Source organism: Vibrio sp. YT-17 (genome assembly GCF_033337375.1).
In the GTDB taxonomy this organism is placed as follows: domain Bacteria; phylum Pseudomonadota; class Gammaproteobacteria; order Enterobacterales; family Vibrionaceae; genus Vibrio; species Vibrio alginolyticus.
In genome coordinates this window covers 60,748-84,167 of record NZ_JAWOQP010000012.1, presented here as the reverse complement: position 1 = coordinate 84,167, position 23,420 = coordinate 60,748, and the positions used below count along the sequence as shown (strand labels likewise).

General features: G+C 44.4%; 19 protein-coding genes. 5 read left to right on the top strand and 14 right to left on the bottom strand.

Annotated elements, in window-relative coordinates; translation table 11 throughout:
• Window positions 1-59: 59 nt before the first annotated feature.
• Window positions 60-488 carry an HIT family protein gene (locus tag R7F67_RS13255; RefSeq protein WP_005446436.1) on the top strand — a complete coding sequence of 143 codons (429 nt, stop codon included), beginning with the start codon at window positions 60-62 and terminating at the stop codon, window positions 486-488.
• A gap of 150 nt (window positions 489-638) precedes the next feature.
• Entirely contained in the window at window positions 639-1,160 is a 522-nt protein-coding gene (locus tag R7F67_RS13250; RefSeq protein ID WP_042523163.1) for a YqhA family protein, read from the top strand.
• A 108-nt stretch (window positions 1,161-1,268) separates the two neighbouring features.
• Here the strand turns inward: R7F67_RS13250 and R7F67_RS13245 are convergent, their stop codons facing one another.
• From R7F67_RS13245 to znuA, 5 genes are all read right to left on the bottom strand, one after another.
• Window positions 1,269-1,499, bottom strand: coding sequence for a FeoC-like transcriptional regulator (locus tag R7F67_RS13245; RefSeq protein WP_005382192.1), 231 nt, complete (start codon window positions 1,497-1,499; stop codon window positions 1,269-1,271).
• Complete coding sequence (gene feoB, locus R7F67_RS13240) at window positions 1,496-3,772, bottom strand: Fe(2+) transporter permease subunit FeoB (protein ID WP_213871774.1); 2,277 nt, start codon at window positions 3,770-3,772, stop codon at window positions 1,496-1,498. Before feoB ends, R7F67_RS13245 begins: the two co-directional genes overlap by 4 nt.
• Window positions 3,772-3,999, bottom strand: a complete 228-nt coding sequence (locus R7F67_RS13235) for a ferrous iron transport protein A (protein ID WP_005382190.1) — start codon at window positions 3,997-3,999, stop codon at window positions 3,772-3,774. The genes feoB and R7F67_RS13235 overlap by 1 nt, the downstream gene beginning before the upstream one ends.
• 833 nt (window positions 4,000-4,832) lie before the next feature.
• Entirely contained in the window at window positions 4,833-8,210 is a 3,378-nt protein-coding gene (locus R7F67_RS13230) for an AraC family transcriptional regulator (protein ID WP_054575218.1), read from the bottom strand.
• A gap of 202 nt (window positions 8,211-8,412) precedes the next feature.
• A complete protein-coding gene (gene znuA / locus R7F67_RS13225) occupies window positions 8,413-9,300 on the bottom strand; it encodes a zinc ABC transporter substrate-binding protein ZnuA (protein ID WP_318057211.1) in 888 nt (295 codons plus the stop codon).
• A 78-nt stretch (window positions 9,301-9,378) separates the two neighbouring features.
• Here znuA and znuC point away from each other — a divergent pair, with 78 nt between their 5' ends.
• Together znuC and znuB are read left to right on the top strand one after the other, a co-directional pair.
• Window positions 9,379-10,167 carry a zinc ABC transporter ATP-binding protein ZnuC gene (znuC, locus tag R7F67_RS13220; protein ID WP_017634809.1) on the top strand — a complete coding sequence of 263 codons (789 nt, stop codon included), beginning with the start codon at window positions 9,379-9,381 and terminating at the stop codon, window positions 10,165-10,167.
• Complete coding sequence (gene znuB / locus R7F67_RS13215; RefSeq protein WP_005382183.1) at window positions 10,160-10,945, top strand: zinc ABC transporter permease subunit ZnuB; 786 nt, start codon at window positions 10,160-10,162, stop codon at window positions 10,943-10,945. The genes znuC and znuB overlap by 8 nt, the downstream gene beginning before the upstream one ends.
• Before the next feature lie 119 nt (window positions 10,946-11,064).
• On the opposite strand, the gene sucD is transcribed toward znuB, so the two are convergent.
• The 8 genes from sucD to sdhC form a co-directional block, all read right to left on the bottom strand.
• The gene (gene sucD / locus R7F67_RS13210; protein WP_005382181.1) at window positions 11,065-11,937 is read right to left on the bottom strand and encodes a succinate--CoA ligase subunit alpha; all 873 of its coding nucleotides are present in this window, start codon (window positions 11,935-11,937) and stop codon (window positions 11,065-11,067) included.
• Window positions 11,937-13,103 carry an ADP-forming succinate--CoA ligase subunit beta gene (sucC, locus tag R7F67_RS13205; protein WP_005382179.1) on the bottom strand — a complete coding sequence of 389 codons (1,167 nt, stop codon included), beginning with the start codon at window positions 13,101-13,103 and terminating at the stop codon, window positions 11,937-11,939. The genes sucD and sucC overlap by 1 nt, the downstream gene beginning before the upstream one ends.
• Window positions 13,104-13,316: 213 nt before the next feature.
• Window positions 13,317-14,525: a 2-oxoglutarate dehydrogenase complex dihydrolipoyllysine-residue succinyltransferase gene (gene odhB, locus R7F67_RS13200; RefSeq protein ID WP_005382177.1), complete on the bottom strand. Its 1,209-nt coding sequence runs from the start codon at window positions 14,523-14,525 to the stop codon at window positions 13,317-13,319.
• Between the two features lie 28 nt (window positions 14,526-14,553).
• Entirely contained in the window at window positions 14,554-17,379 is a 2,826-nt protein-coding gene (gene sucA / locus R7F67_RS13195) for a 2-oxoglutarate dehydrogenase E1 component (RefSeq protein ID WP_017634810.1), read from the bottom strand.
• Between the two features lie 171 nt (window positions 17,380-17,550).
• Window positions 17,551-18,261, bottom strand: a complete 711-nt coding sequence (locus R7F67_RS13190; protein ID WP_005382174.1) for a succinate dehydrogenase iron-sulfur subunit — start codon at window positions 18,259-18,261, stop codon at window positions 17,551-17,553.
• 15 nt (window positions 18,262-18,276) lie between these two features.
• Window positions 18,277-20,043 carry a succinate dehydrogenase flavoprotein subunit gene (gene sdhA / locus R7F67_RS13185; protein WP_005382172.1) on the bottom strand — a complete coding sequence of 589 codons (1,767 nt, stop codon included), beginning with the start codon at window positions 20,041-20,043 and terminating at the stop codon, window positions 18,277-18,279.
• The gene (gene sdhD, locus R7F67_RS13180; protein WP_005382169.1) at window positions 20,044-20,388 is read right to left on the bottom strand and encodes a succinate dehydrogenase, hydrophobic membrane anchor protein; all 345 of its coding nucleotides are present in this window, start codon (window positions 20,386-20,388) and stop codon (window positions 20,044-20,046) included.
• Window positions 20,382-20,774 (bottom strand): succinate dehydrogenase cytochrome b556 subunit, encoded by a 393-nt coding sequence (sdhC, locus tag R7F67_RS13175; RefSeq protein WP_017634811.1) that lies wholly within the window; start codon window positions 20,772-20,774, stop codon window positions 20,382-20,384. Before sdhC ends, sdhD begins: the two co-directional genes overlap by 7 nt.
• Window positions 20,775-21,170: 396 nt before the next feature.
• Between sdhC and R7F67_RS13170 the strand changes: the two genes are divergently transcribed.
• A complete protein-coding gene (locus tag R7F67_RS13170; RefSeq protein WP_017819951.1) occupies window positions 21,171-22,460 on the top strand; it encodes a citrate synthase in 1,290 nt (429 codons plus the stop codon).
• 91 nt (window positions 22,461-22,551) lie between these two features.
• Here the strand turns inward: R7F67_RS13170 and R7F67_RS13165 are convergent, their stop codons facing one another.
• Window positions 22,552-23,310: a Nif3-like dinuclear metal center hexameric protein gene (locus R7F67_RS13165; RefSeq protein ID WP_005382162.1), complete on the bottom strand. Its 759-nt coding sequence runs from the start codon at window positions 23,308-23,310 to the stop codon at window positions 22,552-22,554.
• Between the last annotated feature and the right edge of the window lie 110 nt (window positions 23,311-23,420).

Here is a 23,420-nt window from a genome sequence, read left to right as displayed (position 1 = left end):
TCAACCTTTTGTTTTATCTGGCGTATACTGATGTCATTCAATTCAAATCGGATAATATAATGAGTTTTGAACTGCACCCTCAATTGGCAAAAGACACTACCGTTATCGGTCACTTCCCACTGTGTGTGGCACTTCTGCATAAAGACAATGCCGTGCCATGGGTTATTTTGGTACCTAAACGTGCAAACCTAAAAGAGCTTCACCACTTGCCAATGAAAGAACAGCAACAGTTTTTGCTAGAATCTCAGGCAGTAAGCCAAGCACTGGAAGCAACATTCCGTCCAGACAAGTTAAACCTTGGCGCACTAGGTAACATGGTGCCACAGCTGCACATTCACCATATTGCTCGCTTCAAAGATGACGTCGCATGGCCGGGACCGGTTTGGGGTAACACCAAAGGTGAATTCCGTACAGAAGAAGAGCAAAACGAATTACTTGGTCGCATTAAAAACGTGTTGTCACTGAGCTCTATTTTCCAAAAAGCATAAGAACTGCAAGCGAAAATAATTCGCCTTTGAATACGGCTGAAATAGACAGAGAAAGATTAATACGTATTTGTAACAATCTTTCTCATTTTTCTGGGATTATCACTAAAATAAAACTTGTTTAGACTACCAGCTCAGTTAGAGAGGGTCATCATGAAACAAGTCTTCAACACATTCCGATACGTCAGCTGGATCGCCATCATCTGTTCCATGGCTGCTTCATTCTTGCTTTTTCTTATGGGTGCAGCAAAAACCTATTCGGCATTTGCGGTCTTCATTCTCAATCAAACACCTCCAGAAGCACTCGCACATTTAGATAAAGCAGACATCGCGATCGCTTATTTGATCAAGTCACTGGATACGTTTCTTGTCGCACTAGTTTTGTTCATCTTTGCTCACGGCATCTACACACTATTTATTTCCAACAAAGCTAAAGCGAAAACACAAGAGCAGTCGGTTTTGCATTGGATCAGAACCCCGAACATCGGCCATCTAAAAAACATTTTGGCTGAAGTCATCATCGTGATCTTGTTTGTGAAGTTCTTAGAGCTCGTGCTGATTAACTTCGACAGCTTAGATTGGACGATCTTAACATTACCTATTTCGATTTTAGTTTTAAGTCTTGGTTTGAAGTTCCTAGGGTTAGGCGCGACTAAACACTCTGAAGAACATTAATTTCGCTGTATTCACAAACAATAACCAGCAAAATAAAAGCCGCATCATTGCTGATGCGGCTTTGTCGTTTTTACGTGATAATTTTTAGGTGACTAATTTTGATAGTCGCTACATGGTGACTGTCAGAGACAAACCATCTTGTTTAGTCACTGAGTAGCGAACACGAGTCACGTCATGAGCTTTATTAGTGTCGACTAGGCGGCTAATTTTGCCCTTCTTAATCCACACGTTTAACATCGCGTCGGCGCCATCTTCACTCATCCCAAACTGTTTAGCCAGATCTGACTGGGAGACGGTTCCTTTGTCTGCAATGTATTGATAAAGCTCTTTTAAAATCATGCTACTTGCGCCTCTAATGCACCGTTTTGTTTCTTACCAACTTGTTTGAACACACGGTAGGTACCAAAGAAGATAGCAACGATCACAGCCATCCAAATGCCACTTGTCACTGGGCTATCTGCGAAATGCGTCAATTGGTTGTAGAACGTCGCACATAGGTAAGCCAAGCCCATTGTCCAAACCGCAATAAAGCGTGCGAACTTATGACCAAACTCACGTACGTAAGCCCCCATCGCCGCCACACAAGGTGTGTACAGTAGGATAAAGATTAGGTAAGCAAATGCGGCATTGCCAGAAGCAAACTGAGATTTAATGTTACCGAAGATAGAAGCATCGACTTCTTGTTCTTCGGCAACGGCATTTGAGTCAGTTAAGTCACCCACTTCAATGCCTAGTGGATCTGAGTAGCTCAAACCGGCTAAGTTTTCAGGGATACTCATTACTGCCTCTTCTAGGCTGCCCATTAGATCAAATTCTGCGTCTTCACCGTCGCTTGGCGTGGTGTACAGGCTGTTAAGCGTACCAACTACCGCCTCTTTTGCGAAGATACCGGTAATGATACCAACCGTCGCTGGCCAGTTATCTTCTTGAACACCGATTGGCGCGAATACTGGAGTTACAACTTGCGCAGCTTTAGAAAGCACCGAGTTTTCGCTGTCTTCATTACCAAAACTGCCATCAGTACCCAATGAGTTGAAGAAACTCAGAATAGCAACAACGATAACGATGGTTTTACCTGCACCAAGTACGAAGCGCTTTAGCTTTTGCCAAGTTTTGATCACCACGTTTTGTAGCGTCGGAAGCTCATAGTCTGGCATTTCCATTACTAGGCTATCACTGCTACCTGGGTAAAGCGTATGCTTAAGGAAAAGACCTGTGAAGATCGCTGCCACAATACCAAGTAGGTAAAGTGCGAATACAATGTTCTGGCCAGAACCTGGGAAGAATGCCGCAGCGAATAGCGCGTATACAGGCAGACGAGCACCACATGACATAAATGGCGCCATAGATGCAGCCAGTTTACGCTCACGTTCTTGGTCTAGAGTACGAGTTGCCATGATTGACGGTACGTTACAGCCAAAACCAAGAACCAACGGTACAAATGCTTTGCCCGGTAGGCCGATCTTCTGCATCACTTTATCTAGTACGAATGCTGCACGAGCCATGTAACCTGAGCTCTCAAGTACCGCTAGGAAGAGGTACAAACACGCGATAACCGGAATGAAGGTTGCAACCGTCTGGATACCACCACCGATACCATCAGCAAGAACCGTCACTAACCACACAGGCAAATGACCGTCTAACAAGTGATGCCCACCATCAACCAACAATGCGCCCACACCAATGTCAAAAAAGTCGATAAATGCACTACCGATGTTAATCGAGAACATAAACATCAGGTACATAACAACAAAGAAGAAAGGAATTCCAATCCACTTGTTCAAAATAAACTGGTCGAGTCCTTCAGTCACACTACGACTTAACTTGCCTTCGCTTCGGCGAACTTTTTTACACTGTTCATGCAGATGCGTGTACTTAGTATCCGCGACATGCAAATCGATATCCAAATCTAACGTCGTAATGACTTCCAATACTTTGCTTCTATCAATATCAGAAAGACTATTGAGCACCATTGTGTCTTTTTCAAGCGCACGAATCGCTAGTGCACGATGAGCGACGGTTTGGTCGTTAAAAAGTGCGGAAACCGTTTGAATTGCCGACTCCATCTTCTCACCGTAATGCAAAGACAATTCCTTAAGTGGCACTCCTTGAACGATGGATTTATGAAGCTTTTCTTTAAACTCTGCCACTTGAGTTTTATTGGTTGCAGATAAACTGACAACCGGACAACCTAACGTTTTCTCAAGCTCTGCAACGTTAATCATCTGACGTTCACGCTTTAGCGCATCCATCTTGTTGAGGACAACAATCATAGGGCGACCAAGTTCGCGAAGTTGCAGCGTCATATATAAGCTGCGCTCTAAACTTGTAGCATCCACCACGTTAATAATGAGATCAGCAGGATGAGTTAGAACCGCACGCGATGCGATGGATTCATCAATACTATTACTATCATTACCACTGTCTAATGAGTAAATACCCGGAAGGTCAGTGAGCAAAAACTCATCCCCAGCATGCTTGAATTGTCCTGTTTTCTTTTCAACCGTGACGCCTGCCCAGTTACCAACTTGCTGTTTTGCGCCAGTTAAACCATTAAATAGCGTCGTTTTACCACTATTAGGGTTACCTACGGTTAGCACTTGATATTGCATTACACTCGCTCCACTTCAATTTTCTGAGCAATTGTTTCTCGCAATGCGACAGACACACCACGGACTTCGACTTGTAAAGGATCGCCCATTGGCGCACGTCGAATCACTTTGACTTCTGTATTGGGAAGCAGCCCCATTACCATGAGTTTCTTTCTGATATCTGATGAAAGACCATCTAACAACCGAATCGTCACCGTATCGCCAGGATTAATCTCTGATAACTTCATAGTGGCCCTTAAGAGTATTGCTAATGAGAAATATTATTATTTAATAAGTTTAGGTTGCCAATATTACTCCCCTATACCCCTTCAATCCTTGTGTGAAATCAAAGATTCCGTAAATGTTTTCACGCTTTCAAACGTCAACTTCGTAAATTTCCTCTCGTTATTTACGTCAAAATTAACAATTAAAAATGACACCTAACGAAACAAAAATGTCACAAACCAAGATAGAAAACAAAAAATGCAAATTAAAACAGTGGGTTAATTAAAAAACAAAACGTTGTCGCTTTTCTCATATAAACATGGCGTTATTTTTATAAGAAAAATAAGTAACCTCTCGTATAGTTACTCCATCGAGAGGGCAACCTCTCTAATAAATTCCAGAGGTGGCATGGCAACATGTCACTCCGGCAGCAAGCGAAGGTGTCCTTGACACCCGTGGTATAGTCCCCCCGGCTATACCACGATATTTTTTTTCACCTCTTTCAAAACTTCTTTACCTTATTCATCTTTTCAACACAGTTTTCGTTTTCACGAATGTCGCACACCATCATTCACCCAAATGAACCACGCTCTTTTGATACAGCAATACAACTGTCATTTATTTGTTGCAACTATTAGTAAATCATTCTCTTGAAGCCATTTATGCTTATTGCTATGAACATCGCGACTAACAGATAGAACGTGATCGTGCTTACGTGTTGAGAATGGATTTGTAGGCTAGATGTGATGAAGAAACAATGAAACTCACTGCGTTAGCAACTGCAGCAATAATAGAGCACTGTATGCAGCTCCCCAGCATCTTAACTATTAACTAGGGAGCTTATAATGAAGGTTTTCTAGTTAATTTCTTGGCTTTCTTGAGTCAAAGCAAACTTGGAAGGGGGCAAACCAAAATGCAGCTTAAACTTTTGGCTAAAGTAAGATGGATCATTAAAGCCACAGTTAAAGGCGACTTCACTGATTTTCTCACCCGCCAATAACTTTTCACACGCCGTTTCCAAACGAACCTCTGTGACATAGTCTTTTAACGTTCTTGACGAGGCAGATTTAAAACGTCTCTGCAAAGAGCGTTCAGACATATACAGCATTTTAGCGGCTGACGCAGTGCCAAATTCAGGATCATGGTAATGCTCTGCCACTAATTGATAGACTTTTTGCAACCACTCTTTCTCTGGTGTGACTTGATCTTCTGCAATAGTTACAGGATTGAGTTCTTGCTGCGGTTCATCCAGATAACTCCTTTCCTTCGCAGATGGCCATGTAATCTCGACTTTGTTTTGAGCATCAGAAGAGAAGACAGCCAAATAACCACCACTCGTTGTCACTAGTTGGGCAAGGTGGTCAATACTCAACTCAGAGTGATTTAAGTTAGATGGAAGCCCAGTCGCGACTTTATTAGGTAATTGCGTCCCGTAATCAAGAAAGCTCAATGACACAATATCATGCCCCTCTTCTAGCATAATTCTAACCGTTTGACCTCGGAAAGAGCGCTTGATGATATTGGCAAAAATGCTATTGAAAATAACATCAAGATTAAAGCTTTCCAGAGCAACCCGGCTCTGCTTACTCTCATCTTCTAGCTCTACCAAAATACCCGCTTTTGCAAAGTCATCTTGCCATACATCAACCACTGACTGAGTTATCTGACTCAAGTTGTAGTTCTGACTCCCACCACTTACATCACTTGGAACGCTTTTGAGTTCATTTAACTGCCAATTCGTTTTAGCCAAATGATCCTCCGTCGCAGTATCGAGAGGCATAGGTAGTTTCGCCACAATAAAGTCGACGCTTGATTTTATGGATAGAGCTACATGGTCTACGAGTAGGTTTCTAACTTGAATCTGTTTACGTAATTGCTGGTTGCTCGTAAGCAACACTCTACTTTGATGTCTTAACTGATTCGTTTTGAGAGTCACTTGAGCTGCTAGATCACGGTTAGCCTGTACAACGTAGCGCGAGCGCCAGAATACGAGTACTGCAACGACCGCAATACTAGCTACGACAAAGCCTAAAATAGCAAATCGCGATAGATACCAAGGATGAAGGACGATAAAGTGAGATTCTAAACCAACGACTCCAGCGGCAACTTGAGACTCATTACTGACCTGCAAGTGATATTCACCGGAACTAAGGTGCTCGAGTGTCAGTTGGCCCCCCTCTAACGTTTGCCATGGGTCATCGTTGTTCAATCGATAGTACAAGTTTTGACTGTCTGGTTTTGGCATCACACCGAATAAAAAACTCAGCGAAGATCCATATGGCAGTGTGAGCCCATTCAGATCGGCACTACCAACTTGCAGAACTTCATTTTCAAGCACAACTTGGCTAACAATAAACTTAGACTCTGGGGGATTAGATACAAGCAGCTTGGATGCTTCTGCTTTTACGAGTCCGTACTTCGACCCCAGAACAAGCTCTCGCTCACCAACTTCTGTCTGCTGTATAACGCTACAAATACCAGGGAGGAACTCATTGTTCATTAAGCCTGATGACGATGAGTAATGTTTCACTAACTCACCCGAAAGGTGGTAATAGCTTAAACCGACAGAGGAAGCTAACCATACACCTTGCCTGTCTCTGATCAAGCAAGCAGGTCTGGCGTTGGGCTCACTCATTTCAACAACACGTTTTTCATCGCTTCGTGTATCAGTTTTAAACACACCATAAGATGAAGCAAACCACTGGCTGCCATCAACCGCCGTGGTCATGTCTAATGATTCACCAAACTTTTCTGAAAAACGGATAAACTGGATGTTGTCATTACTGTATTGGTATACGCCATGATCGGTGCCTATTAATAGGGCATCTTCAGTATCATATAGGCGCGTAACCTTAGCAGGCAAATACTGACTTACTAGCCACTCACTTCCAAAGTTTCGTACGCTTCGTGCAGCAGTATCAACATTGTAAAGATGGTATCCGCTTGATACCCAAAGACGGTCATCACCATCAACGGTCACATGCTCTACGGCATGTCCGGCCATAACCTGTAAATAAGGATATGTAATCTTGTTGAGACCATTTAGCTCAAATATTTCCAGCCCTTTTGAGGTCGCAAGCCAAAGCATACCGTTTTGAAACGCAAATTCATTGATCTGCGACTCCAACTCTAAGACTTGGTTAATCCCACTCTTTCCTGAACGATAAATCTTTCGGTCATCAGCAAACCAAAGCGCACCATCAGGACCTTCAATAGTTTGCCGAATTCGTCCTGACAGGGTGTGTGAGTCATAACTACTAAAGGTCACTCGTTCAAATTTTTTACTAAATAGCGAGTAATAACGAATACCTTGGTTAGTCGCAATCCACATCCCTCCCATATTGTCGCTCAACAACGAATAAATCTTCGTGTTATCTAACTCTAACTCAAGAAAACTTGCAGGCGCGACTTCGGTGACCTCACCTGAAAAAAATGAGTACAAATAAAGGCCATGCTCTGTCCCCACCCAATACTCTTGATTTGTCTCTGCGAATGTCAAAACATGTGAGCCGCCAATTCTAATCACTTCTTTATCAGGCTGGTAAATGTTGAAAATTAAAGCGCCACGCAATGTACCTATCAAAATTTCTCTTCGCGTGTGTGAATAATAGACTTTCTCAATGTAGTTTTGACCTGAGGCAGCGACATGGTCAAACTTATCACCTTCAGAAAGATAGAAGCCGGAAGTCGTTGCTAGTGCCCACTTCGTTTCAACTAGCACCGCATCATTAATGTAAACGTAGCTATTATTACTATGTTGATAGAGCTGCAATAGAGAGAAAGAGTTTAACTCGCTAGTGTCGATATTGTAGGTATAGAAATGCGCGCCATCACTCACCCAAATATAGTTCTTTGAAGACCCTATTTTTCTTATTTGTGAGCCTGGATTTAAACTAAAGACTAAACGTCGCTCCTGATTTGGATAAGTTCGATAGACCTCATTTTCAATAAAGGTCCAAAAAGCACCTTTATGATAGGCCAACTGCTTGGCCGACGTTTGTAGGAAGCTACCTGATTTAGGCAATATAGTTTGACCATCGTAAAACAGGACTCTCCCGTGTACGTCATGAATCCACAAACCGCCCTTTTCACCCAAGAACAACTTTTTAGCCGCGATAAAAGTACCCTTTGCCTGAGTTGGCAAAGGGTAAAAGATTGCATTTGCATTATGAAGCGCAAATGCTTGGTAGGATAAGACAAAGCCCAACAGAGCAAGGGCTAATTGGCGTAGCAAGACGAAAACCTTTTGTATCAATTTGTGCTCTGAAAGTGACCGTTCATCGTTTGTAAAACATGGATTGATACGGTTATTTTGAGCTGATAATTATTGGTAATGATATCTCAATTACTTTCTGAGAAAAGGCTCGCCTTACCAAAGGTTGTAATTCTTACTACTGGATCACGTTAAAAAGACTACTCCTACATTACGACAGCACTTAATCTGACTTTTTGTTCAAGCATTGCTCAAAACTATTCGCCATATTGTTGAGAAAAGTAAAGTAACTGCCAGGTTTTGCTTCAATTGTACTCCCTAACGGGTCAAGCTCGCCTTTAGCGACGTCACTGCCTCTCATTACGCTCTGAACGACAGCCGGGGTAAACTGAGGTTCAGAAAATACACAAGCCACATCTCCACCATTTAGCTTTTGACGAATTTGAATTAAGGTCTTCGCTCCTGGCTTTCGTTCTGGGCTCACAGTAAAATGCCCCATTTGATTTAGTTCATAACGATCTTCGAAATAACCGTAAGCATCATGGAATACAAAGTAACCTTTGTTTTTTACTGGTGCCAGCTTCTGCTTTATCTGTTGGTCAGTGTCTTTTAGCTCGAGTTCAAACTTTTTGAGGTTCGCTTGATATTGAGCTGCATTTTCCGGATCAAGTGATACAAGTTGATTCACAACAGCCTTGGCCACTTGTTGTGCTTGGCTTACACCTAGCCAAAAGTGCGGATCATGTGAGCCATGATCGTGCCCATCATGGTCATGGTTGTGCTCACTATCAAATTCACGCAATTCTAGATTTGGAATTTGACTAATAGTCAAAGTATTCGATCTATCCGAAACAACTTTCTCTAGAAACGGTTCAAGATCATGTCCGTACCAAATAACCAAATCAGCCGAAGCGACCTTTTTAACATCCGATGGACGCAAAGCATAGTCATGGGGTGATGTGTTAGACTGCAATAGCACGTCTGGTGAAGTTACTCCTTGAGTAAGCTCTGTTACTAACAACTGAATAGGTTTGATACTCGTCAGTACCGTTACTGCCTGTGCTGGAAGTGTTAACATTGCTGAGGCAGCAAGAATTAATGCTCTTTTCATAGTTTTACTTGGGATATGGCGTGGAAAGTGAGATAATGTTACATTATAACATTATTGATTTGCAAATGAGTTTCATTCATGTCTTCCTTAGTCCATCTTGAGCAGTTATGCGTCGAGTTCGATGGCCGCAGAGTTCTCGATAACATTAGTATGGAATTAGAAAAGGGCAAAATAACTACCCTAATTGGTCCCAATGGAGCGGGAAAATCAACGTTAGTCAAAGTTATCTTAGGTCTTCAAAAGCCAACTAGCGGCAAGTTGAACCGACAAAGAAAACTGAAAATTGGTTACGTTCCTCAAAAGTTGAAGCTCAATGACTCCCTTCCATTGAATGTAACCCGCTTCCTAAATTTAGCAGGAAAATACAGTAAGCAGGAGTGCATTGATGCATTAAGGCTTGTTGGCGCTGAACATTTACTTAATAGTAATATGCATCGCTTATCCGGTGGTGAAAACCAACGAGTGTTACTGGCGCGCGCTCTGCTTCAGCGTCCTCAGCTGTTGGTATTAGACGAACCAGCTCAGGGTGTGGATATCCAAGGTCAAATCGATCTCTATGACTTAATTGAGAGCATTCGTCACCGCTTTGATTGTGGCGTATTTATGGTGTCGCATGACTTACATTTAGTGATGGCGAAAACGGACGATGTTATTTGTCTGCATCACCATGTTTGCTGCTCAGGTTCACCTGCCACTATTACTCAGCACCCTTCTTACATCGCACTATTTGGCAATGCTGCGAGAGAGTCTCTCGCGTTTTATCATCACGACCATGAGCATCATCATCACGATTTATCCGGAACGCCAGTAAGCGGTGATGCGATATCATGCTCCCACCATAAACACGGACATCACCATCATGATTGAGTTTCTCCTACCTTCTATTCTTGCTGGTATTGGTATCGCGATCATTGCCGGTCCGCTTGGGTCATTTGTCGTTTGGCGTAAAATGGCTTACTTCGGAGATACCCTAGCTCATGCATCATTAATGGGCCTAGCGCTGGGTTTTTTGCTCAATGTAAATCTCTACCTTGCCCTACTCGTCTGCTGTTTAGCTCTGGCCGTTTTGCTTGTCACTCTGCAAAAGCAACAACTTGTGGCTACAGACACGTTGTTAGGTATCTTGGCACACAGTGCACTCTCTATCGGTTTAGTATCGGTTAGCTTTTTGGAAAACGTGCGCGTCGATTTAATGAGCTACCTATTTGGGGACTTACTTGCCGTCTCTCCACAAGATCTGATGTTTATTTACGCAGGTGTTGTTGCGGTAAGTGCGTGTTTGTACGTCTTCTGGCGCCCACTGCTTTCTAGTACTGTTAGTGAAGAACTTGCCGCTGTTGAGGGCGTGAATACAGACTTAGTTAGATTGGTGTTAATGCTAATGGTGGGTGTAGTAATCGCAGTAGGTATGAAGTTCGTTGGCGCGTTGATCATGACTTCGCTCCTAATTATCCCAGCAGCAACAGCACGTAAAGTCTCTTCATCACCAGAGCAAATGGCATTGTTCGCATCCATTATTGGCTCAGTGGCAGTACTGATGGGGCTTAGCCTATCATGGCACTTCGATACACCGGCCGGCCCTTCCGTAGTGATCAGCGCAACATCCTTATTTATGCTGAGCCAGCTGATTAAAAGCAAAGCATAATCGCATTGAGCATTAAACGCGAAAGACCTTGCTAACAACAAACATAAATCCACGGAAACGGAAAAAGAAAAGCCTGCGAAATCGCAGGCTTTTTAATACTTATTAAGTAGTGTGGTCGATTACCAACCCGTCACTTCACGTAGACCTTGGCCAATCTCTGCTAGAGATTTCACAGTTTTAACGCCAGCCGCTTCTAGTGCAGCAAATTTGTCTTCAGCAGTACCTTTACCACCAGAGATAATCGCACCAGCATGGCCCATACGCTTACCAGGAGGCGCAGTTACACCAGCAATGTAAGAAACCACTGGCTTCGTTACATTTTCTTTAATGTATGCTGCTGCTTCTTCTTCTGCAGTACCACCGATCTCACCGATCATAACGATCGCTTCTGTCTCAGGGTCTTCTTGGAACAGTTTTAGGATATCAATGAAGTTTGAACCCGGGATTGGGTCACCACCGATACCAACACAAGTAGACTGGCCGAAACCTTCGTCAGTGGTTTGTTTAACTGCTTCGTAAGTTAGAGTACCGCTACGAGATACAATACCTACTTTGCCTTTCTTGTGGATGTGACCAGGCATGATACCGATCTTACACTCATCAGGAGTGATAACGCCCGGACAGTTAGGACCAATCATGCGAACGCCAGTTTCTTCTAGCTTCACTTTTACGTCGATCATATCTGTAGTAGGGATACCTTCAGTAATCGTTACGATTAGCTCGATACCCGCGTCAATCGCTTCTAGGATTGCATCTTTACAGAAAGGTGCTGGTACGTAGATGACTGTCGCTGTTGCGCCAGTCGCTTCTACTGCTTCACGAACTGTGTTGAATACAGGAAGACCTAGGTGAGTTTGGCCACCTTTACCTGGAGACACACCGCCAACCATTTGCGTACCGTATGCGATAGCTTGCTCTGAGTGGAAAGTACCTTGACCACCAGTGAACCCCTGACAGATTACTTTAGTGTCTTTGTTAATTAATACAGACATTATTTAGCCTCCGCAGCAGCAACAACTTTCTGAGCAGCATCAGTTAGCGACTCAGCAGCAATGATATCAACATCAGAATTAGCAAGAACTTCGCGACCTAGGTCAGCGTTAGTGCCTTCAAGACGAACAACAACAGGTACGCTTACGCCTACCTCTTTAACCGCGCCGATAATACCTTCTGCGATCATGTCACAACGTACAATACCACCGAAGATGTTAACAAGTACCGCTTTCACATTGTCATCAGATAGGATGATCTTGAATGCTTCAGCAACACGCTCTTTCGTCGCGCCGCCACCTACATCTAAGAAGTTAGCTGGTTTGCCGCCGTGTAGGTTTACGATATCCATCGTACCCATTGCTAGGCCTGCACCGTTAACCATACAGCCAACGTTACCGTCTAGTGCTACGTAGTTCAGCTCCCACTGAGCTGCGTGTGCTTCACGCTCATCTTCTTGTGAAGGATCGTGCATTTCACGAAGCTTAGGCTGACGATACAGTGCGTTTGAGTCGATGTTGATCTTACCGTCAAGACATAGCAAGTTGCCTTCACCAGTAATCACAAGTGGGTTGATCTCTAGCAGAGCAAGATCGTACTGAGAAAACATAGTGCCAAGACCCATAAAGATCTTAACGAATTGTTTGATTTGGTCGCCTTCAAGACCAAGTTTGAACGCTAGCTCACGACCTTGGTAAGCTTGTGGACCTACTAGTGGGTCAATTGCTGCTTTGTGGATGAGTTCCGGCGTTTCTTCCGCAACTTTTTCAATTTCCACACCACCTTCGGTAGAAGCCATGAAAACGATCTTACGGCTAGCACGGTCAACTACCGCACCTAGGTATAGTTCGTTCGCAATATTTGAAGCTTCTTCAACAAGGATTTTTGTTACTGGCTGACCGTTAGCGTCAGTTTGGTAAGTCACTAGGTTTTTACCTAACCACTTCTGTGCAAACTCTTTAACGCCTTCTTTTGTATCGTGTAGCTCTACGCCACCCGCTTTACCACGGCCACCAGCGTGAACCTGACATTTAACTACTTTCTTGGCTGTACTAATACGGCCTGCGGCTTCAAAAGCTTCTTGTGGTGTATCACACGCGTAGCCTTCTGGCACAGGCAAACCGAATTCTGCAAACAGCTGTTTGGCTTGGTATTCATGCAAATTCATTTCGATATTCCGTTTGTTTTTCCCTTAAGGGATTTATTATTTCCATAACGCTGCAGTCTTGGCTGCTTGTACGTCTGTAGGGTCTTCTCAAATCAATCCTTCATCATGAGTTCTCATACTGAAGGATTCAAATGAAGGCCAAACGTTGAGCTAGTCTAGCCATTGAAATTTTTAACGTCTAGCTACCTACGATAACTAGACGTTTTAGCGATATTAAACGTCTAATAGGAGACGTGCTGGGTCCTCTAGTAACTCTTTAATCGTTACTAGGAAGCCAACTGATTCACGACCATCAATTAGGCGGTGATCGTAAGATAACGCTAGGTACATCATCGGCAAGATTTCAACTTTGCCATCCACTGCCATCGGACGCTCTTGGATCTTATGCATACCAAGAATCGCTGATTGAGGTGGGTTGATGATTGGTGTAGACATTAGTGAACCGAACACACCACCGTTTGTGATAGTGAAGTTACCGCCCATTAGCTCGTCTACCGTTAGCTTGCCATCACGACCTTTAATAGCCAGCTCTTTGATGCCTTTTTCAACATCAGCGAAACCAAGCTTGTCACAGTCTTTTAGGACAGGTGTAACTAGACCACGTGGAGTTGATACCGCCATGCTAATGTCGAAGTAGTTGTGGTAAACAATGTCATCGCCATCAATCGAAGCATTTACTTCTGGGTAACGCTTAAGCGCTTCTGTTACTGCTTTCACGTAGAAAGACATGAAGCCCAAACGAATACCGTGACGCTCTTCGAACTGATCTTTGTACTGCTTACGAAGGTCCATGATTGGTTTCATGTTCACTTCGTTAAACGTCGTTAGCATTGCCGTGTTGTTCTTCGCTTCTAGCAGACGGTTAGCGACTGTCTTACGAAGGCGAGTCATTGGAACACGCTTCTGACTGCGAGCCGCTGCCGGCACGTCAACCACTGCTGGCGAGTCTTCTTTTGACGCAGATTTAGCGTTCGCAAGATGCGCTTCAATATCTTCGCGCGTAATACGACCACCAACACCAGTGCCTTTCACTTGGCTTGCTTCTAAGCCATGTTCAGCCAATAAACGGCGCACTGCTGGGCTTAGTGCGTCATTACTTTCTTCGCTAAGCGCAGCTTTGTGACGCTTATCAGGAGATGCTTCAGTACCTTCTGTTTTGTCTGCAGTTGGTTCACCTGCAACTGCGCCTGGCTTCAATTTAGCAATGATTTGTTTAGAAAGTACTGTCGCACCTTCTGCTTCAACAATAGCTTCTAAAACGCCAGCTTCCGGAGCTGGAACTTCTAGCACAACTTTGTCTGTTTCGATGTCAACCAAAACCTCGTCACGCTCTACTGCGTCGCCCGGTTGTTTGTGCCATGTCGCTACGGTTGCATCAGCAACTGATTCAGGTAAATCTGGAACCAGAATTTCAATTGTCATATCTGTTTCTTCCTTTAACTTCTAGTTCTTAATTCGAAGTTTTTGAGTTCACGTTCAGAGCGTCTTCAACCAACGCTTTTTGTTGTTTCAAGTGCACCGACATGTAGCCAACTGCTGGCGAAGCAGAAGCTGGGCGACCTGCGTATTTAAGATTTGCACCTGCAGGAATAGCGGCACGGAAGTTATGTTGGCTACAGTACCAAGCACCTTGGTTCTGAGGTTCTTCCTGACACCACACGAAGTCTTCAACGTTAGTGTATTGAGCAATTGCTGTTTGTACTTCTTCCATTGGGAATGGGTAAAGCTGTTCAATACGCACGATAGCAACATCGTCTTGCTCGTTGTTACGGCGCTGCTCTAGTAGGTCAAAGTAAACCTTACCAGCACAGAACACGACACGTTTCACTTTGCTTGGTTCTAAATCATCTACTTCTGGAATTGCAGATTGGAATGTACCATCCGCCAAGTCTTCAATCGTTGAAGTACATAGAGGGTGGCGCAGCAAAGATTTCGGTGACATAACAATGAGAGGTCGACGCATTGGGCGTACAACCTGACGACGAATCATGTGGTACACCTGAGCCGGTGTTGAAGGAACCACAACCTGCATATTTTGCTCAGCACAAAGCTGAAGGTAACGCTCTAAACGTGCAGATGAGTGCTCAGGACCTTGACCTTCATAACCATGAGGTAGAAGCATAGTAAGACCGCACAAACGCGCCCACTTTTGCTCGCCTGACGAGATAAACTGGTCGATAACAACTTGTGCACCGTTGGCAAAATCACCAAACTGTGCTTCCCAGATAGTTAAACCACCTGGTTCGGCTGTTGCGTAACCGTATTCAAACGCCAACACAGCTTCTTCTGACAATACTGAGTCAAAGACTTGGAATGGCCCTTGGTTGTCATGAATATTCGCTAATGGAATGTAAGTGCTTGCATCGGTTTGGTTATGAAGAACCGAGTGACGGTGGAAGAAAGTACCACGACCCGAGTCCTGACCAGAAAGACGAATACGCTTGCCATCGTCAACCAATGTAGCATATGCCAATGTTTCAGCCATACCCCAGTCAATAGCTTTTTCACCGGTCATCATTGCTAGACGATCGTTGTATAGCTTATTAACACGGCTTTGCAGTTTATGGCTTTCTGGGTACTGACACAGACGATTGCCTAGCTCAATAAGGCGTGTCTTGTCGTATTTTGAATCCCACTCCATATCCCATTCGTGCCCTAAGTAAGGGGACCAGTCTACAGAGTGCAACGCCATTGGACGCCATTCTTTAACAACCACTTCACCGCGATCTAATGCATCGCGATACTCATTGACTAACTGAGTCGCTGTCTCGATATCTGATTCATTTTTATCGATCAGAACATCTGCATACAATTTGCGTGGTGTAGGATGCTTTTTGATTTTCTGGTACATCAAAGGCTGAGTCGCATTTGGCTCATCCGCCTCATTGTGACCGTGGCGACGGTAACATACAAGATCGATCACGACATCGCGCTTGAACTCGTTACGGTAATCCAATGCAATGCGAGTAACAAAAGCAACTGCTTCTGGGTCATCGGCATTTACATGGAAAATTGGCGCCTGCACCATCTTCGCGATATCGGTACAGTACATCGTAGAACGCGTGTCACGAGGATTAGACGTCGTAAAGCCTACTTGGTTGTTGATGACGATACGTACCGTACCACCAACTTGGAACCCACGAGCAAGAGACATGTTGAACGTTTCGGCAACCACACCCTGACCAGCGATTGCTGAATCACCGTGGATGGTGATAGGAAGCACTTTGCTACCTTGATTATCACCCAAGCGGTCTTGACGTGCTCGAACTGAGCCCATGACTACCGGGTTTACGATTTCTAGGTGTGATGGGTTAAATGCAAGCGCTAAGTGAACATCACCGCCTGGAGTCGCAAAATCAGCAGAGAAACCTTGGTGATATTTCACATCACCCGTCCCCCAAGTTTCGTCGTGTTTACCGGCGAACTCATCAAACAGGTCTTGAGGTTTCTTACCAAGTACGTTCACCAGCATGTTCAAACGACCGCGGTGAGCCATACCGATAACCACTTCACGCATTCCACTTGTACCCGCATGACGAATCAACTCTTTCGTCATCGGAATCAACGCATCACCACCTTCTAAAGAGAAACGTTTTGCACCTGGGAATTTCGCCCCGAGGTAACGCTCCAAACCTTCAGCGGCTGTTAGCTCTTCTAGGAATGTGCGCTTCTCATCTTTGTTGAATGATGGCTGGCCTACGACAGACTCAAGGCGTTGCTGAATCCAACGCTTTTGCTCTGTGTCAGTCATGTGCATGTATTCAGCACCGATGGAACCGCAATAAGTTTTGTTGAGGGCTTCATAGATATCTTTCAACTTCATGGTTTCTTGCCCAACAGCAAAAGAACCTACGTTGAAAGTTTCTTCGAAGTCATCTTCGGTAAGATTATGAAAAGCAGGGTCTAACTCCGCCACTGTTGGGCGTTGCCATAGACCTAGTGGGTCTAATTCTGCAGCTTCATGCCCGCGGAAACGGTATGCGTTGATTAGCTGTAGAACTTTTACTTGTTTTGCATCGACATCTGGGTCACTAACTTGGACATTGTAATGCTTTGTTTCTCTAGCGAGTCGTCGGAAGTAGTCACGGACACGTGAATGTGGTTGTTCTGCCACTTCTTCTGATGGCTTAGGTAAGCCTTCAAAAACACGTTTCCACTCCTCACTTACCAGATCGGGATCACTTAGATACAGTTCGTAGAGGTCCTCTACATACGTTGCATTGGCGCCAGCCAAGTGTGAAGACTCGAGCCATGCCTTCATCACGCCGTTGTGCATATTTTCCCTTAACCAGTAGTTTTCACGTTTGCTTCGGTCTTTGCCGAGCTATAAGAGCCGACTAAAAATACGGTCGGCAATTTTTGTATTCTTTACTCGAATATTACTGAAGCAGTGAAGCGGTCATATCGGGTGATCCGCAACACTGCGACACTCCTAAGAGCGAGTAAATTAAACCGAACGATTAACCAACATCGACTTAATGTGACCGATGGCTTTCGTCGGATTTAATCCCTTAGGACAAACACTTACACAATTCATGATGCCATGGCAACGAAAAACGCTAAATGCATCATCAAGATCAGACAAACGTTCATCTGTTGCCGTATCGCGGCTATCAATTAGCCAACGGTACGCTGCGAGAAGACCAGCTGGGCCGATGAATTTATCAGGGTTCCACCAGAATGATGGGCAAGACGTTGTACAACATGCACACATGATACATTCGTACAATCCATCTAAATGCGCACGATCATCAGGCGATTGTAGGTTCTCACGTGATGGTGGTAATGCACCATCATCAATCAAGAATGGTTTAACTTTCGCATAGTTATCATAGAACTGCGTCATGTCAACGATAAGATCGCGCACGACAGGTAACCCTGGTAGTGGACGAATAACTATCTTATCGCCTTGTAGAGCAGATAACGGTGTGATACACGCTAGGCCGTTTTTACCATTCATATTCAAACCATCAGAACCACACACCCCTTCACGGCATGAGCGACGGAAAGCGATGCTTGGATCTTGCTCTTTTAGCAGAATCAATGCATCAAGCACCATCATGTCTGAGCCTTCGTCTACCTCAAGGGTATACTCTTTCATGTAAGGCTTAGTATCCACATCCGGATTGTAACGGTATAAAGAGAAGTTTAATTTCATAGTCGTATCCTCCCTTTAGTATGTACGTACTTTCGGCGGGAAAGCTTCACGATGCGTTGGCGTCATGTTTACATCACGCTTAGTCATCGCTTCTGTTTCCGGATTGTAGATAGAGTGACATAGCCAGTTCTCATCATCACGCTCAGGGAAATCGAAACGAGCATGTGCGCCACGACTCTCTGTACGGTAGTTCGCTGCAACGGCAGTTGAAAACGCGGTTTCCATCAGGTTATCAAGTTCTAGACACTCGATACGCTGCGTGTTGAACTCTGAAGACTTGTCCGCTAGATGCGCGTCTTTCAAACGTTCGCGAATCACTTTCAACTCTTCTAGACCGGTTGCCATCGCATCGCCTTCACGGAATACCGAGAAGCTGTTTTGCATGCATGCTTGTAGGTCTTTACGAATCTGAACTGGATCTTCACCACCAGTGCTGTTTTCCCAACGCATAGTACGCGCTAGAGACGCTTCAATATCAGATTCTGTTGCAGGACGAGCTTCTGCTTGCGCTGCTAGCGTTTCGCCAAGGTGCAAGCCAGTGGCACGACCAAATACGACCAAGTCTAGTAATGAGTTGCCACCCAGACGGTTAGCACCGTGTACCGATACAGAAGCAATCTCACCACATGCGTAAAGGCCTTGTACTTCCATCTCGCTACCGTCGGCCTTCTGCTTAATTGCTTGGCCAGAGACTTGAGTAGGTACACCACCCATCATGTAGTGACAAGTTGGAATTACTGGAATTGGCTCTTTCACTGGGTCAACGTGTGCAAATGTACGAGACAGTTCACAGATACCTGGTAGACGTGATTCAAGTACTTCTTTACCAAGGTGATCAAGTTTCAACTTGATATGTGGACCCCAAGGACCATCACAGCCGCGGCCTTCACGAATTTCAATCATCATTGAACGAGCAACCACGTCACGACCAGCAAGGTCTTTCGCGTTTGGTGCGTAGCGCTCCATGAAGCGTTCACCATCTTTATTTAGAAGGTAACCACCTTCACCACGACAACCTTCCGTCACTAGAACACCCGCGCCAGCAATACCTGTTGGGTGGAACTGCCACATTTCCATGTCTTGCATTGGAACGCCTGCGCGAAGTGCCATACCAACGCCATCACCCGTGTTGATGTGCGCGTTAGTGGTCGATGCGTAAATACGACCTGCACCACCTGTAGCTAGAATGGTTGCTTTTGATTTGAAGTAACAGATTTCACCCGTTTCCATACAAATCGCAGTACAACCCATGATTGCGCCGTCTTGGTTTTTCACAAGATCTAAAGCGTACCACTCCGAGAAGATGGTTGTTTTGTGTTTTACGTTTTGCTGGTAAAGCGTGTGAAGAAGTGCGTGACCAGTACGGTCTGCAGCAGCGGCTGTACGAGCAGCCTGCTCACCACCAAACTCTTTAGATTGACCACCGAATGGACGTTGGTAGATGGTACCGTTATCGAAACGAGAGAATGGCAGACCCATTTTTTCAAGCTCGATAACTGACTCAGGACCATTTTTACACATGTATTCAATCGCGTTCTGGTCACCGATGTAGTCGGAACCTTTAACGGTATCGTACATGTGCCATTGCCAATCGTCTTTGTGCGAGTTACCCAGAGCAACAGTAATGCCACCCTGTGCAGACACAGTATGAGAACGTGTTGGAAATACTTTTGACAACAAAGCACATGATAGGCCTTGTTCTGAAATTTGTAGTGCAGCGCGCATACCTGCACCACCAGCGCCGATTACTACGGCATCAAACTCACGAACTGGAATAGACACTTACGCACCCCACAGAATAAATAGACCAGAGAAGACATAGCCGAATAGCACGGCAATAACACCAAGTTGTAGTGCGCCACGTAGTTTCGCGCACTTAATGTAATCAGTTAATACCTGCCACAAACCAACCCAAGCGTGAATCAGGATCGAGACAAGTGCCAACATGGTGAATACTTTAGTGAAGGTACCACCAAAGAATTGGGTCCAAGATGCGTAAGAGATATCTGAAAATGCACAGAAGCTAATCAGATAAATCGTGTATAGCGTCATAATGATTGCAGTTGCACGAATTAGTAGGAAATCGTGTACACCATTACGACCAAATGAAGATACGTGTTTTACCATACCAAGATCCCCGCCAATAATGATAATACTGCTGTTGCACCAAACGCGACTTTAGCGCTCATCGTGCCTGAATCTAGTTCTTCAAAGTGACCTAGATCCATCAATAAGTGACGGATACCACCTGCGATGTGGTAGGCAAGTGCAGTAAGAATTCCCCACAGGATGAATTTTACGAAGAAGCTATCGACGATGTCAGCGGCTTCCATAAAACCCATTGGGGATGACAGAGAAATGGATAGTAACCACAGTAATATACCCACCGCAACAAACGTAATTACCCCAGACACACGGTGTAGGATGGATGCGATTGCTGTGATAGGAAAGTGGATGGTCTGTAAATCTAAATTAACAGGTCTTGACTTTCTTTCTTTCACGGGCTTGCTCACTCAGCTCCATTGAGCATTTATTGTTATAACCAATTTCAGCTTCCAAACGTACAAAAGTTAACATCTACTTAACAAATATCGCGAGTAACCACCCAGATAATTGTAAACGATTTGTTAACAAACGGAATCCAGCAACAAACCTCACTCTTTGTTTCTAGCCCCGAATTTATAAGGATTTAACTAAAATTTTCTTTGCCAATATACGGCGAGCAACATTCTAATACAATTGGTGTAACAAATTATGCTACATAGAACAGATTTTTAACGATTTTCATGAGAAAAATCATAACAAGTGCACACAAAGATGGAGAAAAATTGACTTTAAGCTTTAACAACAGTACAAAAATGGCACATAAACATCCTGGACGGATTAAATAATAAACAAAGGAGATTGTTATGGCGGATAAGAAAGCGACCCTTCATGTTGAAGGTCAAGCGCCAATCGAACTGCCAATTATGGACGGTACGCTAGGTACACCTGTAATTGACGTTCGTAAGCTGGGAGCCAATGGTTACTTTACTTTTGACCCAGGTTTTCTTGCCACTGCATCTTGTGAATCATCAATCACGTACATCGATGGCGGCAAAGGTATTCTTTTGCACCGCGGTTTCCCGATTGATCAATTAGCCAATAACGCAGATTACTTAGAAGTATGTTACATCCTTCTTTATGGTGAAGCCCCTACCCGAGAACAATACGAGCAATTCAAAACGACCGTTACTCGTCACACAATGGTACACGAGCAAATCGCAAGCTTTTTCCATGGCTTCCGACGCGATGCTCACCCAATGGCGGTAATGTGTGGTGTAGTTGGAGCACTTGCAGCCTTCTATCACGACTCTCTTGACATTAACAACGACGAACACCGCGAAATTGCAGCGTACCGCCTGCTGTCAAAAATGCCAACACTGGCGGCGATGTGTTACAAATATTCTATCGGTCAGCCATTTATTTACCCTCGTAACGACCTTAGCTACGCAGAGAACTTCTTGCATATGATGTTCGCAAACCCTTGCGAAGAGTATGAAGTAAATCCTGTGGTTGCCCGTGCGATGGATAAGATTTTCACTCTACACGCGGATCACGAACAGAATGCGTCGACATCAACTGTACGTCTAGCTGGCTCTTCTGGTGCGAACCCATTTGCATGTATTGCCGCTGGTATTGCATCCCTTTGGGGACCTGCTCACGGTGGTGCGAACGAAGCCTGCTTGAGAATGCTAGAAGAGATTGGCAGCGTCGATAAGATCCCTGAATATGTAGACCGCGCGAAAGACAAAGATGACCCATTCCGCTTAATGGGCTTTGGTCACCGCGTTTACAAGAACTACGACCCACGTGCGACAGTAATGCGCGAAACGTGTCATGAAGTTCTCAAAGAGCTAAACATTCAAGACCCTCTGCTAGACGTTGCAATGGAACTTGAGCGCATTGCGCTTTCTGATGAGTACTTCGTGTCTAAGAAGCTGTACCCGAACGTAGACTTCTACTCAGGTATCATTCTTAAAGCGATTGGTATTCCAGTTTCTATGTTTACGGTTATCTTCGCGATTTCTCGTACCATCGGCTGGATTGCTCACTGGAACGAAATGCATAGCGATCCACTGAACCGCATTGGTCGTCCTCGTCAGCTATACACTGGCGAAACACAACGTGAGTTTTCTCCACTTCACGAACGTGAATGATCTTTTAGTACGAAGATAGACAAACAAAAGGGTTGAGATTTTCGTCTCAACCCTTTTTCTTTTCAGCACTTAACGTTACGAATAGCGAACGTTAAACCGGATTATCTATATCGATAAACTCCACATGTAGGCCGTATTCATCCGCTAGCCATTTGCCTAAGGCCTGAACACCATAACGCTCAGTAGCATGATGACCTGCAGCAAAGTAATGAATGTCCATTTCACGAGCGGTATAAGTGGTGCGCTCTGAAATTTCTCCAGAGATAAATGCATCCAGCCCGTGCTGTACAGCAAGTTCAATGAAATCCTGCCCTCCACCAGTGCACCAGCCGACTGTCTCAATCATCTTATCAGTATTCTCTGGAGCGATATGCAGAGGCTCTCTTTCAAGAACTTGGTTGATCTTACTCGCAAATTCAACACCAGACATCGGCTTTTTCAAGCGCCCAAACATAGCAACTGACTGAGGGTGCCCTTCAAGCCCACCTTCTACTTCGATTTCAAGTAAGCGAGCTAATTCAGCGTTGTTGCCTAGCTCTGGATGAATATCTAGAGGAAGGTGATAACCATATAAGTTGATATCATTTTTGATCAGGCTACGAATTCGTTTACCTTTCATGCCACGAATTGGCTCAGGCTCACCTTTCCAAAAATAGCCATGATGAACAAGCAATGCGTCTGCATTAAGCTCAATCGCTTTATCGATTAAGGCTTGAGAGGCGGTTACGCCAGTGATAACACGCTTTACCGCTGATTTCCCTTCTACCTGTAACCCATTTGGTGCGTAATCTTTAATTAACTGCGGTGACAGTTTGTCATTAAGAATCTGTTCTAACTTTAAGTTATTCATTATTACTTCCAATTTCTAGCGCATGTAAACCTAAATAACCTCTCGATGGAATCAGACGAAAGAGTGCAACCTAGTTGATACAACAACGTTTTGACATCTGGCACCTTGAT